This is a genomic window from Variovorax sp. NFACC27 (assembly GCF_048301545.1).
Lineage (GTDB): Bacteria > Pseudomonadota > Gammaproteobacteria > Burkholderiales > Burkholderiaceae_C > Variovorax > Variovorax gossypii.
Map to the genome: position 1 here is coordinate 8,003,605 of NZ_CP157613.1, position 16,149 is coordinate 8,019,753.

The window sequence follows — 16,149 nt, forward strand, 5'->3', positions numbered from 1 at the left end:
GGTCTTCAGTCGGTCAGTGCAGGCGGCCGGCGGTCTCGCGCACGTCGTCGCGCACGAGCAGCGCGGTGCGGATCGCCACGCGGAAGGCTTCCACCTGCGTCTGCAGCGCCATGCTCGCCACGCCCGACTTCGAGGCGGCCTGTTCCGGCAGGTAGGGCACGTGCACGAAGCCGCCGCGCGTGTGCGCGAGCGCGGGCCAGGTCGCGATGCGGTGCATCAGCGCGTAGAAGATGTGGTTGCACACGAAGGTGCCGGCGCTGTTGGACACCGCCGCGGGCAGCCCCGCCGCGCGCATGTCGCGCACCATGGCCTTGATGGGCAGCGTCGAGAAGTAGGCGGCCGGTGCGCCGGGCACCACCTCGATGTCGATGGGCTGGTAGCCGGCGTTGTCGGGAATGCGCGCGTCGTCGACGTTCAGCGCGGCACGCTCCAGCGAGATCTCGGTGCGCCCGCCCGCTGCGCCGATGCACAGCACCAGCGGCAGCGGCTTCCCGCTCTCCACGATGCCCGCCACGGCGGCGTCGAGCACGTGGATCGCGCGGCCGAACACGCAGGGCAGCTGCAGCGCCTGCGCCACGGTGCCTTCGCAGCGCCAGCCGTCGAGCGCGCGAGCGATCTCCCACGCGGGGTTGACGGGATCGTTCTCGAACGGCTCGAAGCCCGCGACCAGCACCCGGGGTGCCTTGTCATCGGTGGTCATGCAGGGGCCTCAGCGGAACATCAGGAAGTACATCAGGAAGATGTTGACCACCAGCAGCGCGGCCGCTGTCGGTATCTGCACGCGGATCACGGCGTTCTTGTCGGGCAGCTCCAGCAGCGCCGCCGGCACGATGTTGAAGTTGGCCGCCATCGGCGTCATCAGCGTCCCGCAGTAGCCCGAGAACATGCCGATGGCCGCCATCACCGCCGGGTCGCCGTGGTACACGCCCACCAGCACCGGGACGCCCACGCCGCCCGTCATCACCGGGAAGGCCGCGAAGCCGTTGCCCATGATGATGGTGAAGAGCGCCATGCCCAGCACGTAGACCGCGACCGCGACGAAGCAGATGTCCATGTTGATGTAGCTGGTGGTGATGTACGCCACCGCCTTGCCCACGCCCGCGTCGGAGAACACCAGGCCCAGCATGCCCAGCATCTGCGGCAGCACCACGGCCCAGCCCAGCGCGTCGGTCAGGCGGCGCGACTCGCGCATGCCCTGCACCGGCGTCTCGCGCGTCAGCCAGCAGGCCAGCGCCAGCGCCGCGACGCAGCCCACGCCCAGGCTCACCAGCGTGGTGTTCTTGGGGTCGAGCAGGAAGGCGTCGCCGATCTTCACCTTGCTCATCAGCACGGTGCCGATCACGGTGACCAGCGGGATCGCCAGCGCCGGCATGAAGAGCTTGTTGCCCAGGCGCTTCGCGCTGGCCTCGTACTGGGCGGGCGTCGGCTCGTTGTGCTTGCCCGCGCCCACGCCGCGCATGCCGGCGATGACGGCCATGGCGATGGCGCCCACGCCGACCACGGCCGGCGGCAGCTTGTCGCCGACCAGGAAGACCAGCGAATAGAGGCCCCAGAAGAGCGCGCTTGTGTAGCGCTTGGGATGCTGGCGGTCGGCCAGCGTCATGACCGCCGTGATCGCGAGGATCAGGCCGACCAGGATGTAGAGGTGCTGGATCGAGAGGATCATGATGCTCAGCGTCCTTCCTGCGTGGCGGGAACGGCGGGCACGTCGGACGCCGGGGCGGCGTCGAGTTCACGGGCCAGCGCCTGGTCGAGCCGGCGCAGGCGCCAGGCGTGGATGACGAAGGCGGCGATCGCCGTCGGAATGCCCCACATCGCGACGTGCAGCGGCTCCACGTCGATGCCGGCCTCGTGCAGGAAAGTGGTCATCAGCACGATGGCGCCGAAGGCCACGAAGATGTCCTCGCCGAAGAACAGGCCCACGTTGTCGGTGGCCGCGGCATAGGCGCGCAGCTTGTGGCGGATGCGGTCGGGCAGCTTGCCGTAGCGCGTCTCGGTGGCACCCTCGGCCATCGGCGCGAGCAGCGGACGCACCATCTGCGGATGGCCGCCCAGGCTGGTGAGGCCCATGGCCGCCGTCAGTTCGCGCGCTGCCAGGTACACGATCAGCAGGCGGCCGGCGGTGGCCGACTTGATGCGGCTGATCCAGTTCTGCGCATGCTGGCGCAGGCCGTGGCGCTCGAGCAGGCCGATCACCGCCAGCGGCAGAAGAATGATCAGCGGCAGGTTGCGGGTCTTGATGAACCCGGTGCCGATGGCCGTGAGGATCGCCATGGGGCCGAAGCCCGCGGCGATCGCCGTGGCGATGGCGGTGACGATCACCACCAGCATCGGATTGAAGCGCAGGACGAAGCCCGCAATGATCACGGCGACGCCGATCAACGGCCACAGGTGAGGGATGTCAGGAGTCATGTTGGTCTTTCGTTCGGGTGATTCGGAGACACCTTGCGCGGGGGCGCCGGCAGCCGCTTCTTGCAAACTGCGTGCCAATGAATGAGCAATTCGTTTCTTGTGAATCACTCATTTAATGGAAATTGTTGAACAATTTATGCGAGTGTGCCCAACAACGGTGCCGAACTGACCCCATGAAAACCCTGAGCGCGCCAACACTTGGTGCATCGGGCGGCGCCCGGACGGCGGCGGTCCGGCGGGGAAAACCTGCTAAAAACGCGCGGTCGCGGCGCGCCTTTCAATGCGCTTTCCGCCCCTTTCCACCCTCTTGCTGTCTTCTTCCGGCATGACTCCACCGGCTTCCACGCCCCCTCCCGCTCCCGCCGCGCCGGCCGCCGGCGCGCAGACGCTCAACGACCGGGTGGCGGAGCTCATCCGCCAGAAGATCGTGAAGGGCGAGTTCCTGCCGGGGCAGCGGCTGTCGGAGGCCGCGCTGGCCGACAGCTTCGAGATTTCGCGCAACACTCTGCGCGAGGTGTTCCGCACGCTGACCAAGGAAGGGCTGCTCAAGCACGCGCCGAACCGCGGCGTGTTCGTGGCGGTGCCGAGCATCGCGTCGATCATCGACATCTACCGCGTGCGCCGGCTCATCGAATGCCAGGCGCTGGCGCAGGCCTACCCGCGCCACCCGGCCAAGAAGCACATGCGCGAGGCGGTGGAGATGGCGCTCAGGTGCCGCGAGGCCGGCGACTGGCTGGGCGTGGGCACGGCCAACATGGAGTTCCACATGGCCATCGTGGAACTCGCCGACAGCGAGCGGCTGAACAACCTGTTCGCCCACATCCTGGTCGAGCTGCGGCTGGCCTTCGGCCTGCTCAAGGACCCGGAGTTCCTGCACGCGCCCTACGTGGACATGAACATGAAGCTGCTCGAGCTCATCGAGGCCGGCAAGTTCGCCGAAGGCTCGGCCGCGCTCAACGACTACCTGGTGCACTCCGAGCGAATCGTGCTGGCGGTCTATGCGCGCAGCATGCCCGAAGGCGGCATCGACAGCTGAACAGGCGGGGGCCCGCCGCCCCCTTCAGCCCGCGGCCTGCATCACCATTTCACGCGCACGCCAAGGCTGGCGTTGATGCCGCTCCTGACGCGCGAATCGCCGCCCGAGGCGAACAGCTTGCCCACTTCGGCGTACAGGCTGGTCCGCTCGCCGACGGACAGCGTGGCACCGGCCGCCACCTCGGTGCTGGTGCCGCCGGTGCGCGTGACGATGTCGGTCGAGCCTGCCGGGCCGATGAAGCGCGCCGCGTCGGTGCCGCTGCTGCTGCGATAGACATTGAGCCGCGCATACGGCTGCAGCACGCCGGCATCCGTCGCGATGCGGCCCTTGAGCCGCAGGCCCGCGCGGACCGTCCAGCCACTGTCGGCGTCCTGCGCGACGCGGGCGCCGAAGAGATTCACGTCGCCCAGCTTCAGGCGCTGATGCACCAGCTGCAGCTGCGGCTCGATCTTCCAGTCGCCGCCCATCGCGAAGCTCTGGCCCACCTCCAGCGAGAGCATCGTGCTGTTGCCCTTGCCCGAGGCGGACGGCGAGCCGTCGAAGGGGCCCGCCGTGTAGCGATGGCGGCCGCCCTGCAGCACTGCGTCTGCGTAGAAGCCGGTGTCGTTCGTGAAAGTGCCGTATGCGCCGAGGTACTCGCTGCGCAGGTCGGTGCTGCCCACGGCGAGGCCGGGCACGCCGCGCGCGAAGCCGCCGACCCTGGCATCGCCCTCGAGCCGGCCGACATACACGCCGGCACGCCAGCTGCGGTCGGCCCACAGGTCGGTGCCGGCCTGCAGGCCCGTCAGGCGACCTTCGGCGGCCGGGCTCACGGTGCCCTGCTGGCGCGTCTTCAGGCTCGTGCCGACGACGCGGCCCCAGGCGCTGCGACGCGGGCCGTCGAGCGCATCGCCCGCGTCGTTGCGGCCGATGCCGGCGTCGTCGTCGCCCATGCGCACGCGCGAACTGCCCAGCATGGCGAGGTTGCCCTGGCGCAGCTGCTCGGGCAGCGCCGCGAGCATCGGGACTTCGACGCGATAGGTCGGGATCTGCAGCACCGGACCGGGCCCCACCTGCACGGCGGAGCGCAGATACCAGTTCTCGCCGGCGCCGTTGGCGTCGGCCGCATGCAGCCGGTACTCGTATGCGCCCGCGTCGACGTGCCCGTTCGCGAGCGTGAACGCGTCCTTGCTGCTCTGCGCCGTCGTCGTGGCGCCGTTGAGTGCGCTGACGAGTTCGATGCCGCTGCCGCTGGTCAGCGCGCCGAGCCCGCCCAGGTTCGTGACCTGCAGCGTGGTGCGGCCGCTGGCGCTGGCTCCGGCGCCAGCGAGCACGAGCCTGTCGCTCGCGCTGCCGCTGTCGCCGAGCGCGGTGCCCAGCCGCAGCGTGCCGTTGTTGCCCACGTAGGCGCCGGTGATGGTGAGCGTGGTTCCCGGCGCAGTGCCCACCAGCGAGACGATGCCGCCGTTGGCCAGCGAAGGCAGCTTCTGGCTGAAGCCCGCGAGGTCGAGCGTGCCGCCCGCGCCGACCGTGTGGGCCGACGCGCCACTGAAGGCATTCGTCGCACCGGCCTTGAGCGTGCCGCCGTTGACTGCCGTGCTGCCCGTGTAGCTGTTCTGGCCGCTCAGCGTGAGCGTGCCGGCGCCGAGCTTCTCGAGGCTGCCGGCATAGACCCGCGTGGCGCGCGCGGCCTCGCGGGCCGTGCCGGTGGCGTATTCGCTGCGGTCCGCGTCGCTGGCGCCGGGCGGCAGGCCCGTGGTCCAGCCGCGCGACTGCCTGGTCGCCTCCCAGGCGGCGGCCTCCGCGGCGTCTTCCGCGCGGCGGGCGCGGATCGCGATGTCGGAGATGTCGTTCGACCATGTGTCGTTCTGCCCCTGCGTGTTGACAGCGAAGGGCCCGATGAACTGGCCGGGCCCGTTCATCGCGCGCCGCAGGCTCGGCGTGCCCCAGCCGTTGACCACGTCGGGCACCTTGACCTGCTGGCCCGCTTCGGGGTTGGCGACGGTGCCTGTGCCGGCCGCGTCGGCGATGGTGGCGTTCTGCGTCGCGGTGGTCTTCAGCACCGTGAGCACCTGCTCGTTCGTCATGTAGCCGAAGCGCTCCATGATCAGCGCGAGCGCGCCGGAGGCGTGCGGCGCGGCCATCGACGTTCCGTTCAGCGAGGCATATGCGCCGCCCAGCACGGTGCCGTTGATGGCGACGCCGGGCGCGGTGACGCACGACCACTTCGCCACGCCGCATTTGTTGTAGTTCTGGGTGCCGGGAACGTTGACCGAGCCGTCGTCGTTGAAGGTCTGCCCCGTGGTGCGCAGGGCGGACACGGCGAGCCAGTTGGATTCGAGTTTCGGATCGAAATACGGCGCCGCCGCGCGCGGGCTCGGGTTGAGCCAGCCGCCGTTGCCCGCGCTGAACACCATCAGCGTGCCGGTCTTCGCCGCGTCGAACGCGCCCTGGATCCAGGTGTTGTTGGCGACGTAGTAGCCGTTGGCCGTGTGAAGCTGCGCGAGCGTGTTGTACTGCTCGCCGGTCGGCGGACTGCCCCAGCTGGTGCTGATGATGCGCACGCCCTGCGCGTTCGCCTGCCGGTAGGCATCGGCGATGTGCTGGTCGTCGACCGTGATGGTCGCGGACTGCCCCGGCACCGGCCGGCCGAAGTTGGCGCTGTCGGTCTTCGCCGTGTTGGCGACGAAGAGGTTCGCGTTGAAGGCCACGCCGTGCATGTTCTCCACGGCGCCGCCGCCGTCGCGATTGGCCGCGATGGTGCCCGCCACGTGCGTGCCGTGGCGGTCGTTGTAGGCCCCGTTGTAGGCGCCGGGAATGGTGCCCACGAGCACGCCCTGGTAGCGGGAGGCCGCGAACTCGGGGTGCGAGGCGTCATAGCCCGAGTCGACCTCGCCGACCTTGATGCCCATGCCGCTGACGCCCGCCGCGTACGCGTACTCGGCACCCATCGCGCGCAGGCCCCAGTCGCGCAGGAACTCTGCGGTGCGCCAGCTGGCCGGCGAGCCGATCATTCCCGGGTCGCCGGGGTAGCTCTGGATGGCCCATGCCTGATGCGTCGCCAGCCCCGCGGCGGCCATGGCGAACGCGAGCTTTTTCATCCTCTTCGAAGTCATTGCGACTTTCCTCCGTGAAGTGCGTTGTTGGAATGGATGGCGGGCACCGGAAGACCCCGTGGGCAGGCGCGGGACGCGTGCCGTGGCAGGAAGGGCCGGGGATGGAACCGCGGCGGCGCGCGGCCGTCGAAGACGGTGTCGCCGGGCGATGCGCAAGTCGATGCGGAAGTGAGGGTGCCGTTGCCAAGCGGGGCAGTCTAGGAACGAAGTTCCCTCGAGGCGCACCGCCTTTTCCCTGATGAACAAGACGCCTCGGGCGCAACTTTCGTCGGCGTAAATCCTCTTGCACTATTGCATCATTGTTGCAGTAATGAGCTTTCGTCGTACACGCGGCGCGCGCTGCGGATAATGGCGAACCTTCTTCGGCCTGCGTCATCTGCGTTGCAGGATGTCACCATGAACCTGTCCACCTACCTGCTGTTCCTGCCGGCCTGCTTCGCCATCAACATGGCCTTCGGCCCCAACAACCTGCTGTCGGTGACCAACGGCGCGAAGCACGGCGTCTCGCCCGCGGTTGTCGCGGCCAGCGGCCGGCTCGTGGCCTTCGCGATCATGATCGCCATCGCCGGGCTGGGCATGGGCGCGGTGCTGGTGGCCTCGGAGCTGGCCTTCGACGTCATCAAGTACATCGGCGCGGCGTACCTCGTGTGGATCGGCATCCGCCTGCTGCGCGCGCCGGCGCCCACGGCCGAGGTGCAGGCGCGCGACGCGTCCGCGCCGCCTTCCATGCGCGCGCTGGTGCGGCAGGAGTTCACCGTGGCGGCGGGCAACCCGAAGGCGATCCTGGTGTTCACCGCCTTCTTCCCGCAGTTCGTGGTGCCGGGCGCGTACGCCTCCAGCTACCTGCTGCTGGGCCTGACCTTCCTGGTGTTCGAGCTGGTGGCGATCGCGCTCTATGCGCTGCTCGGCGCGCGCATGCGCCGGCTGGCCAACGGCAGCCGTGCGATGCGGTGGTTCAACCGCATCAGCGGCAGCATGATGGTCGGCTTCGGGCTGCTGCTGGCCCTCACCCGCCGGCCCGCCGCCTGATCTTTCTCAGGCTTTGAGGTACTCGGCCTTGGTGCCCAGCCAACGGTCGATGTGCCGCTGCGCGAGGTCGGGGTGCTTGCGCAGCATGACCGGCGCGAGTTCGCGGGCCCAGTCGAGAAGCAGCGTGTCGGTCGTGAGGTCGGCGAAACGCAGCAGCGGCGCGCCCGACTGGCGCGCGCCGAGGAACTCGCCGGGGCCACGAATCTCCAGGTCGCGCCGCGCGATCTCGAAGCCGTCGCCGGTCTCGGCCATCGCCTTGAGCCGCGCACGCGCCGCCTCGCCGACGCGGCCGCTGTCGCCCGGCGCATAGAGCAGCACGCAGGCCGAGGCCGCCGCGCCGCGTCCCACGCGGCCGCGCAGCTGGTGCAGCTGCGAGAGGCCGAATCGCTCGGCGTGCTCGATCACCATGAGCGAGGCATTCGGCACGTCGACGCCCACTTCGATCACGGTGGTGCTCACCAGCACCTGGATCTCGTTGGCGGTGAACGCGGCCATCACCGCCTGCTTTTCGGCCGTAGGCATGCGCGAATGCAGCAGGCCGACCTGGATGGGCTCGCCCAGCGTCTCGGCCAGCTCGTCGCGCGTCTCGGTGGCGTTGCGCAGGTCGACGGCTTCGCTTTCCTCGATCAGCGGGCAAACCCAGTACACCTGCCGGCCCTGCGCGATCTGCGAATGGATGCGGTCGATGACCTCGTCGCGCCGGTGGTCGGCCACCAGCTTCGTGATGATGGGCGTGCGCCCCGGCGGCAGCTCGTCGAGCGTGGAGACGTCGAGGTCGGCGTAGTAGCTCATCGCCAGCGTGCGCGGGATGGGCGTGGCACTCATCATCAGCAGATGCGGCTCGAGGTGTCCCTCGGCCTTGCCGCGCAGGGCCAGCCGCTGCGCGACGCCGAAGCGGTGCTGCTCGTCGATGATCGCCAGCGCCAGGTTGCGGAAGCGCACCTTCTCGGAGATGACCGCATGCGTGCCGATGACCAGCGCGGCCTGGCCGCTTTCCACCGCAGCCGACATCTCGTCGCGCTCCTTCTTCTTCTGGCTGCCCGTGAGCCACGCCACGCGCAGCCCGCGCGCGGCCAGCAGCGGATCGAGCCAGCCGACGAGCTTGCCGAAGTGCTGGGCCGCGAGGATCTCGGTGGGTGCCATCAGCGCGCACTGGAAGCCCGCGTCGATGCAGCGCGCCGCCGCGAGCGCCGCCACCACTGTCTTGCCCGAGCCCACGTCGCCCTGCAGCAGGCGGTGCATCGGGATCTCGCGGCCGAGGTCGCGCGTGATCTCCTCGCCGACGCGCTGCTGCGCGCCCGTGAGGCCGAAGGGCAGCACTGCGAGCAGCTGCGAATGCAGCGAGGCCGCATCGGGCTGGGGTGGCACGGGCGGCAGCACCGGCGCGCGCTGCGCCGCGCGCTCCAGCCGCGCCTGCAGCTGCGAAAGCTGCTGGGCCAGCAGCTCCTCGGCCTTGATGCGCTGCCATGCCGGATGGCTGTGGTCCTCCAGCGTGGCGATCGCCACGTCGGGCGTCGGGTAGTGCAGGAAGCTCAGCGAGGCGCGCAGGTCCCATGCACCGCGAAAGCCGATCTGCACGGGAATGGTCTCGTCGAGCACAGCGCGCGCAAGGCCCGAGCGCACCTCGCGCCGCAGCACCGGCTGCGCGAGCCCGGCCACCGTCGAATACACCGGCGTGAGCGCGTTCGGCAGCGCCGTGCCGGCCGCCTTCACGGTCGGGTGCATGATCTGCCGCCCCACGAAGCCCCCGCGTACCTCGCCCCGCACGCGCACCCGAGCGCCGACGGCAAGTTGCTTCTGCTGCGAGGGATAGAAATTGAAGAAGCGCAGTTGGCAGGTGTCACTGCCGTCGTCGATGGTCGCCAGCAGCTGGCGCCGCGGGCGGTAGACCACCTCGCATTCGGTGACGACGCCTTCCACCTGCGCCATGTCGCCGTCGCGCGTGTCGGCGATGCGCACGATGCGCGTCTCGTCCTCGTAGCGCATCGGCAGGTAGAGGGCGAAGTCGATGTCGCGCACGAGGCCGAGCTTGCGCAGCGCGCGCTGGACCTGGCTCAGGCCGGCGCCCGGCTGCGAAGGCGCTGCTGCGGCGGCGTTCGCTTCGGGTGGAGGAGTCGGGGCTTTCTTGGCGGGCACGGACAAGGCTTCTAGCGCGGGCGGCAAAGGTCCGTCAAGGCGCTGCGGGCATCGGGGAACATGAACCGGAAGCCGGATTGCAGCAGGCGCGCCGGCACCACGCGCTGGCCTTCGAGCAGCAGGTCGGCCTGTTCGCCGAGCAGCAGCCTGACGGGCGCAGCGGGCGTCGGCATCCAGCAGGGCCGGTGCAGCACGCCGGCGGCGACGCGGGTGAACTCTTCCTGGCTCAGGGCGCCGGGCGCGGTGAAGTTGAATGCCTGCGCGGCCGGCGGCGCGTCGGCCCTTTGCGCCTCGGTCCAGACATGCGCCATGGCGCGGATCAGGTCGTGCACGTGCACCCACGACAACCACTGCCGCCCGCTACCCAGGCGCCCGCCCATGCCCAGCGAGATCGGCAACAGCAGTTGCGGCAGCGAGCCCTGGTGGCCCAGCACGAAGCCGAAGCGCATGCAGGCCACGTGCACGCCATGGGCCACGGCTGCATGCGCCGCCTGTTCCCAGCGCTGGCACAGCTGCGACATGAAGATCGCCTGCGGCGGGGCGTTCTCGTCTAGTTCGGCCGTGTCGCCTTGCGGCTGCACGCCGTAGTAGCCGATGGCGGAGCCGGAAAGCAGCAGCCAAGGTTTCCGCGGGCGCGCCGCGATCCATGCGACAAGCTGCTGCGTCAGCCCTTCGCGGCTTTGCAGCAGCTGCGCCCGGCGCCGCTCGCTCCAGCGCATGCCCAGGATGCGCGCGCCCGCGAGATTGACGACCACGTCGACATCGTCGGCCGCCGGCACCTGGTCGAGCGACTGCACGCACCGCACCCCGCCGCCGAAGCCCCAGGCGGCCGATCGCGCGTCGCGCGTCCAGACCGTCACGGCATGCCCATCAGCCACCAGGTGGCGCACGAGCAACTGGCCGATGAAGCCCGTGCCGCCCGTCACCAGCACGCGCTGCGGCTTCGAGCCGAAGCGCACCGGCGCCTCGGCCGCGCGCGCCTGCTCCTGTGCGCCGCGCCTGAACAGGGCGCGCGCCGCGAAGGCATCGCGCAGGCCCGACAGGCCGACGCCCACGCCGCACAACGCCAGGAATGCGCCGAGCCAGCCCTGCGGCTGCCACACCATCGCGGTCGGCTGCGCGGCCCAGCCCGTCGCGCTCATCGCCAGCAGTGCGATGAAGGCGCCCGCGTTGATGGCCAGCACCGTGTGCGTCACGCGCTCGGTGGGCGGCAACAGGCGACTGCCGTCTTCCACCACGAAGTCCCACAGCGTGAGCACGATCTCGACGCCGAACACCGCCAGCAGCACCCACGCCCACGCGCCATGCCAGGCCCATGACGACAGCCCGATGAACAGCGCGCAATAGATCGACGAGCGCGTCGCGTGTATCGCCAGCTCGCGGCCCGCGGTGCCGCGCCGCGGCAGCGCCTCGGTGCCTTCGTGGTGATAGAGCGTGTCGAAGGCGCCCAGCGCGCCCTGCGCCGCCATGAGCTGCAAGGCCAGCAGATGCGTGTCGATCATGCGGGCGTCGCCTTTGGTTCCGCGATTTCCTCGAACACCCCGACCTGCGTGAAGGTCGTGCCCATCAGCCAGTGGCGGATCTCGATGCGGATGTTGAAGCGCTCGGGCGTCTCGTTGTGATGCCAGAGGAATGTCTTGCCCGGCGTGAGCAGTCCGGGCAGCGGAATGCGCCAGCCGAACAGGTCCCAGAAATAGCCGTCGCTCTGGAAGTGCAGGCTGCCGTTCTCCACGCTCAGCACCAGCTTCATGCCCAGGCCCATGCCCACGTACTCCAGCACCTCGCCGCGCTCGCTCTCGCGCATGAAGCTGGTGAACTGGATCGGCTTGCGCCCGCGCAGGCGATAGATGCGCTGCTTGTAGATGGCCGGGTCCTGCGGCTTCGCATAGACCTGGATCTCCACCGGGAAGTTGGCGTCGCTGTAGGGAATGAGCGCGCCCTGGATCAGCGGCTGCGTGACGTGGCCCAGCAGCTTGCCGAAGCGCGAGCAGCGCAGTTCGCTGAGCGAGCCCAGGTAGTGCAGCGCCTTGCCCGGCGACGGGTTCTTGTCGAAGCGGCGGCGGATGTCGGGGTGCAGGCCCTGCCAGGCGCTGCCGAGGATCTTCTTGAAGAGTTCGCCTTCGGAGGGGCCGGGCGACGAGCCCGACGGAACACGCGCAGCTTGTGAATCGACCATCCGCCGATTCTGCCTCGACAGCCCCTCGAAAACGGGCGGCTTTCGCGGCATGGGACAATCCGGGTCGCATCCCCCGTCTCCCCGTCTTTCTTGGAACGGGCCCGTCCGGCCCTCAAGCACATGCGCGCTTTCACGCTCTCCGATTTCGATTTCGCATTGCCACCCGAACTGGTGGCGCAACACCCGGCCACCGAACGCACATCCTCCCGTCTGCTCGACGGCACAGGGCCCGAGCCGGTCGACCGCATCTTCAAGAGCCTGCCCTCGCTGCTGCGCGAGGGCGACCTGCTGGTCTTCAACGACACGCGCGTGGTCAAGGCACGCCTCTTCGGCGAGAAGCCGACCGGCGGCAAGCTCGAGCTGCTGGTCGAGCGCGTGCTGCAGGGCCATGAGGTGGTCGCGCACATGAAGGTCAGCAAGAAGCCGCCTGTGGGCACCACGCTGGAGATGGTCGGCGGCTTCCGTGCCACGCTGCTCGGCCGCTGGCCCGATGAAGACGGTGCGCTGTTCCGCTTCGGCTTCGAAAGCGACGCCGGCGAGGACCCGTATGCGCTGATGGCCCGCTGCGGCCACGTGCCGCTGCCGCCCTACATCACGCACACCGACTCGGCCGAGGACGAGAGCCGCTACCAGACCGTGTTCGCGCGCGTGCCCGGCGCCGTGGCGGCGCCCACAGCCGCGCTGCACTTCGACGAGGGCCTGCTGGCCGAGCTCGAGGCCCGCGGCGTGCAGCGTGCCAACGTCACGCTGCACGTGGGCGCGGGCACCTTCCAGCCGGTGAAGACCGAGAACATTTCAGAGCACACGATGCACGCCGAGCGCTACGAGGTGCCCGAAGCCACGCAGCGCGCCATTGCCGAGTGCAAGGCGCGCGGTGGACGCATCGTCGCGGTCGGCACGACCACCGTGCGCACGCTCGAGTCATGGGCCAAAAGCGGCGAGGCCGCGGGCGACACGCGCATCTTCATCACGCCGGGCTTCGTCTTCGAGCACGTCGATCTGCTGGTGACCAACTTCCATCTGCCGAAGAGCACGCTGATGATGCTGGTCTCGGCCTTCGCGGGCTACGAGCGGGTGATGGCGCTCTATGCCCATGCCATTGCCGAGCGCTATCGCTTCTTCAGCTACGGCGATTCCATGCTGCTCGCACGCACCCAGGACTGAACGACATGCTGAACTTCGAACTCCTCAAGACCGACCCCGACAGCCACGCGCGCCGCGCCACGCTCACGCTCAACCACGGCAAGGTGCAGACGCCGATCTTCATGCCCGTGGGCACCTACGGCACGGTCAAGGGCGTGATGCCGCGCAGCCTGGAAGAGATGGGCGCGCAGATCATCCTGGGCAACACCTTCCACCTGTGGATGCGCCCCGGCCTCGACGTGATGGAGAGCTTCGGCGGGCTGCACCAGTTCGAGAAGTGGAACAAGCCCATCCTCACCGACTCGGGCGGCTTCCAGGTGTGGTCGCTGGGCGCGATGCGCAAGATCAGCGAGGAGGGCGTGAAGTTCGCCTCGCCGGTCAACGGCGACAAGCTGTTCCTCACGCCGGAGGTCTCGATGCAGATCCAGACCATCCTGAACAGCGACATCGTGATGCAGTTCGACGAGTGCACGCCCTACGACACCAAGGGCCACATCACGACCGAGGCCGAGGCGCGCATCTCGATGGAGCTGAGCCTGCGCTGGGCCAAGCGCTGCCAGGCGGAGTTCTCGCGCCTGCAGAACCCGAACGCGCTCTTCGGCATCGTGCAGGGCGGCATGTACGAGAACCTGCGCGAGGAGTCGCTCGCGGCGCTGGTCGACATGGACTTCCCCGGCTACGCCATCGGCGGCGTGAGCGTGGGCGAGCCCAAGGAAGAGATGCTGCACATCATGGGCCACACGCCGCACCGGCTGCCCGCGAACAAGCCGCGCTACCTGATGGGCGTGGGCACGCCGGAAGACCTGGTGCAGGGCGTGGCCGACGGCGTGGACATGTTCGACTGCGTGATGCCCACGCGCAATGCGCGCAACGGCACGCTCTTCACCCGCTTCGGCGACCTGAAGATGCGCAACGCGCGCCACAAGAGCGACCCGCAGCCCATCGACCCGAGCTGCACCTGCCATGCCTGCGCGGGCACCTCGGGCGTGAGCTGGAACGACGGCGGCCGCGAAGGCTTCAGCCGCGCCTACCTGCATCACCTGGACCGCTGCGGCGAGATGCTCGGGCCGATGCTCACGACCATCCACAACCTGCACTACTACCTGAACCTGATGCGCGAGATCCGCGAGGCGCTCGACGCGGGCACGTTCACGGAGTTCCGGGCACGCTTCAAGTCGGAGCGGGCGCGAGGCGTCTGAGGCTTCGCCTTACTTCAGCGGCTTGATCGGCAGCGGCGTGGCATAGGGCTCGATGCGCAACGCATCGTTCTTGAACACCACGATCTGCCTGAGCGGCGCCTGCACCAGCGCGCCGCCCGCGTCCTTGCTCGAGGCGTACTGCCACAGCGTGAGCTGGCCCTTGGCGGCGAGCTGGGCCGCCAGCCGCTCCACTGCAGGGCCCGATCCTGCGCCGAGCAGCGCGGCATCGGCGCCCACGATCACCTCGTCGCGCGACGAGACCACCTTGAAGAGCTGAACGCCGCCCGCGGCAGCCTGGGCGCGCACGGAGCGCACCGCCAGCGCGGCGGGAACGAGCATCGCGAACGCAACGAGGGTGCGGCGGCGGGGAAGTGTCTTCGTCTTCATGGGAGCAAGCGTAGCCACGCACGCGCGCGTCGCCCATTCGCCGGAAGCCATACACCGGCCGGCCGCTATCCGCTACGCTTGCCGTCCGTCTCCGACTCCGCTGCCGCATCCACATGACCGACGCATCACAACTTTCGCCCTACACCGCCCGCTATCCCTCGCTGGCCGGGCGCACCGTGTTCATCTCCGGCGGGGCCAGCGGCATCGGCGAGGCGCTGGTGCGGGCCTTCCATGCGCAGGGCGCGAAGGTCGGCTTCTGCGACCTCGACACGGCCGCCGGCAATGCGCTCGCCGCGCAGTTGCAGGGCGAGCATCTCGCCCTCTTCCTCCCGTGCGACGTGACCGACACGGCCGCCCTCGCGGCCACCATCGACGCGGTGCGCCAGCGCTTCGGGCCGGTCTCGGTGCTGCTGAACAACGCGGCCAACGACCGCCGGCACGAGATGGCCGACGTGACCGACGCGGACTTCGACCGCCTCGTGGCCGTCAACTTCAAGCACCAGTTCTTCGCCGCGCAGGCGGTGGCCGACGACATGCGCGCGCTGGGCGGCGGCTCGATCGTCAACTTCGGCTCCATCAGCTGGATGATCAAGGGCAAGGGCTACCCGGTGTACCAGGCCTGCAAGGCGGCCGCGCGCGGCCTCACGCGCTCGCTGGCGCGCGACCTGGGCAAGCAGAACATCCGCGTGAACTCGATCGTGCCGGGCTGGGTGATGACCGAGCGGCAGATCAAGCTGTGGGTCAAGCCCGAGTCGGGCGCGGAGATCGATGCGGCGCAATGCCTGCCGGGACGCGTGATGGCCGAGGACATTGCGGCGATGGCACTGTTCCTGGCTGCGGACGATTCGCGCATGTGTACCGCGCAGGACTACGTCGTCGACGCCGGCTGGACCTGAAAAAAAGCCTCGCGCATCGCGCGAGGCTTTTTCTTCGGGGAACACCGCGGAACCGGCTTTGCAGGGCCGCAGGTGTTGCCCCCTGCAAGGGGGTTGGCGCAGCGACACGAAGTGCGCGAAGCCTGGGGGTCTGCTCAGTCCCGCAATTCGGCCGGAACCGTACCGCCGTTGGCGGCCAGCTTGGTCATGACCTGACGGTGCAGCCAGATGTTCATCTTGGCGCTGTCGCTGGTGTCGGCGCCGTAGCTCAGCTCGGCGGCCAGCTGCTTGCGCGCGTCGAGGCTGCTGTCCAGGCCCAGCAGCTTCATCAGGTCGACGATGGAGGTGCGCCAGTTCAGGCTGCTCGCACCGGGCATGGCGTCGAGCACGGCGGCCACGTCACCCAGCGGAATGGCGGGCGGCGGCGCTGCCACGGCGGGGGCGGGTGCATCGGCTGGTGCCGCGGCGGCGGGCGCGGGGGCCTCAGCGGCTTTGGCGCCCGGGAAGATCTTGGAAAGGATGCTGCCAAAAATGCTCATGCGAGTGCTCCGTTGAAGAGGTGGCTGGGAAGGCTGCGGCAACATTTGTGTCGCAGCGGGCGGTTGTAGCACGACCGTGCGGCGCGTCCGCTACACGGTGTGTCGATCATTCCGCCGGCCGT

14 protein-coding genes are annotated in these 16,149 nt (G+C 69.4%); 5 read left to right on the forward strand and 9 right to left on the reverse strand.

All coding sequences use genetic code 11. The features are described 5' to 3' along the window. Positions 1 to 13: 13 nt before the first annotated feature. From pcp to ABL840_RS37595, 3 genes are read right to left on the reverse strand one after another with little or no spacing between them, the layout of a single operon-like run. Positions 14 to 700 carry a pyroglutamyl-peptidase I gene (pcp, locus tag ABL840_RS37585; protein WP_093300069.1) on the reverse strand — a complete coding sequence of 229 codons (687 nt, stop codon included), beginning with the start codon at positions 698 to 700 and terminating at the stop codon, positions 14 to 16. Positions 701 to 709: 9 nt separating this feature from the next. Next, on the reverse strand, positions 710 to 1,666 hold the full coding sequence (locus ABL840_RS37590) for a DUF979 domain-containing protein (RefSeq protein ID WP_093300071.1): 957 nt from the start codon (positions 1,664 to 1,666) through the stop codon (positions 710 to 712). 5 nt (positions 1,667 to 1,671) lie between these two features. Beyond that, a complete protein-coding gene (locus tag ABL840_RS37595) occupies positions 1,672 to 2,412 on the reverse strand; it encodes a DUF969 domain-containing protein (RefSeq protein ID WP_093300072.1) in 741 nt (246 codons plus the stop codon). A gap of 325 nt (positions 2,413 to 2,737) precedes the next feature. On the opposite strand from ABL840_RS37595, the gene ABL840_RS37600 reads away from it, so the two are divergent. Further along, the gene (locus tag ABL840_RS37600) at positions 2,738 to 3,448 is read left to right on the forward strand and encodes a GntR family transcriptional regulator (RefSeq protein ID WP_093196187.1); all 711 of its coding nucleotides are present in this window, start codon (positions 2,738 to 2,740) and stop codon (positions 3,446 to 3,448) included. A gap of 41 nt (positions 3,449 to 3,489) precedes the next feature. Here the strand turns inward: ABL840_RS37600 and ABL840_RS37605 are convergent, their stop codons facing one another. Continuing rightward, positions 3,490 to 6,543, reverse strand: a complete 3,054-nt coding sequence (locus ABL840_RS37605; RefSeq protein ID WP_093445738.1) for an autotransporter outer membrane beta-barrel domain-containing protein — start codon at positions 6,541 to 6,543, stop codon at positions 3,490 to 3,492. A 396-nt stretch (positions 6,544 to 6,939) separates the two neighbouring features. Here ABL840_RS37605 and ABL840_RS37610 point away from each other — a divergent pair, with 396 nt between their 5' ends. Continuing rightward, positions 6,940 to 7,572: a LysE family translocator gene (locus tag ABL840_RS37610; RefSeq protein WP_093300073.1), complete on the forward strand. Its 633-nt coding sequence runs from the start codon at positions 6,940 to 6,942 to the stop codon at positions 7,570 to 7,572. 6 nt (positions 7,573 to 7,578) lie between these two features. Here ABL840_RS37610 and recG read toward each other — a convergent pair whose 3' ends face one another. The 3 genes from recG to ABL840_RS37625 are packed head-to-tail and all read right to left on the reverse strand — an operon-like array spanning position 7,579 to position 11,884. Beyond that, positions 7,579 to 9,708, reverse strand: coding sequence for an ATP-dependent DNA helicase RecG (gene recG, locus ABL840_RS37615; RefSeq protein WP_176947406.1), 2,130 nt, complete (start codon positions 9,706 to 9,708; stop codon positions 7,579 to 7,581). Positions 9,709 to 9,719: 11 nt separating this feature from the next. Next, entirely contained in the window at positions 9,720 to 11,210 is a 1,491-nt protein-coding gene (locus tag ABL840_RS37620) for a TIGR01777 family oxidoreductase (protein ID WP_093300076.1), read from the reverse strand. Further along, complete coding sequence (locus ABL840_RS37625) at positions 11,207 to 11,884, reverse strand: DUF4166 domain-containing protein (protein ID WP_093300078.1); 678 nt, start codon at positions 11,882 to 11,884, stop codon at positions 11,207 to 11,209. Before ABL840_RS37625 ends, ABL840_RS37620 begins: the two co-directional genes overlap by 4 nt. Positions 11,885 to 12,004: 120 nt before the next feature. Here ABL840_RS37625 and queA point away from each other — a divergent pair, with 120 nt between their 5' ends. Next, the gene (gene queA / locus ABL840_RS37630) at positions 12,005 to 13,048 is read left to right on the forward strand and encodes a tRNA preQ1(34) S-adenosylmethionine ribosyltransferase-isomerase QueA (RefSeq protein ID WP_093300079.1); all 1,044 of its coding nucleotides are present in this window, start codon (positions 12,005 to 12,007) and stop codon (positions 13,046 to 13,048) included. Positions 13,049 to 13,053: 5 nt separating this feature from the next. Next, a complete protein-coding gene (tgt, locus tag ABL840_RS37635; RefSeq protein ID WP_093196071.1) occupies positions 13,054 to 14,226 on the forward strand; it encodes a tRNA guanosine(34) transglycosylase Tgt in 1,173 nt (390 codons plus the stop codon). Positions 14,227 to 14,235: 9 nt separating this feature from the next. On the opposite strand, the gene ABL840_RS37640 is transcribed toward tgt, so the two are convergent. Beyond that, positions 14,236 to 14,613 (reverse strand): hypothetical protein, encoded by a 378-nt coding sequence (locus tag ABL840_RS37640; protein ID WP_093300561.1) that lies wholly within the window; start codon positions 14,611 to 14,613, stop codon positions 14,236 to 14,238. A gap of 113 nt (positions 14,614 to 14,726) precedes the next feature. On the opposite strand from ABL840_RS37640, the gene ABL840_RS37645 reads away from it, so the two are divergent. Then, positions 14,727 to 15,509 (forward strand): SDR family NAD(P)-dependent oxidoreductase, encoded by a 783-nt coding sequence (locus ABL840_RS37645; RefSeq protein WP_093300081.1) that lies wholly within the window; start codon positions 14,727 to 14,729, stop codon positions 15,507 to 15,509. Positions 15,510 to 15,643: 134 nt separating this feature from the next. On the opposite strand, the gene ABL840_RS37650 is transcribed toward ABL840_RS37645, so the two are convergent. After that, positions 15,644 to 16,027, reverse strand: coding sequence for a DUF3597 domain-containing protein (locus tag ABL840_RS37650; protein WP_093196069.1), 384 nt, complete (start codon positions 16,025 to 16,027; stop codon positions 15,644 to 15,646). Between the last annotated feature and the right edge of the window lie 122 nt (positions 16,028 to 16,149).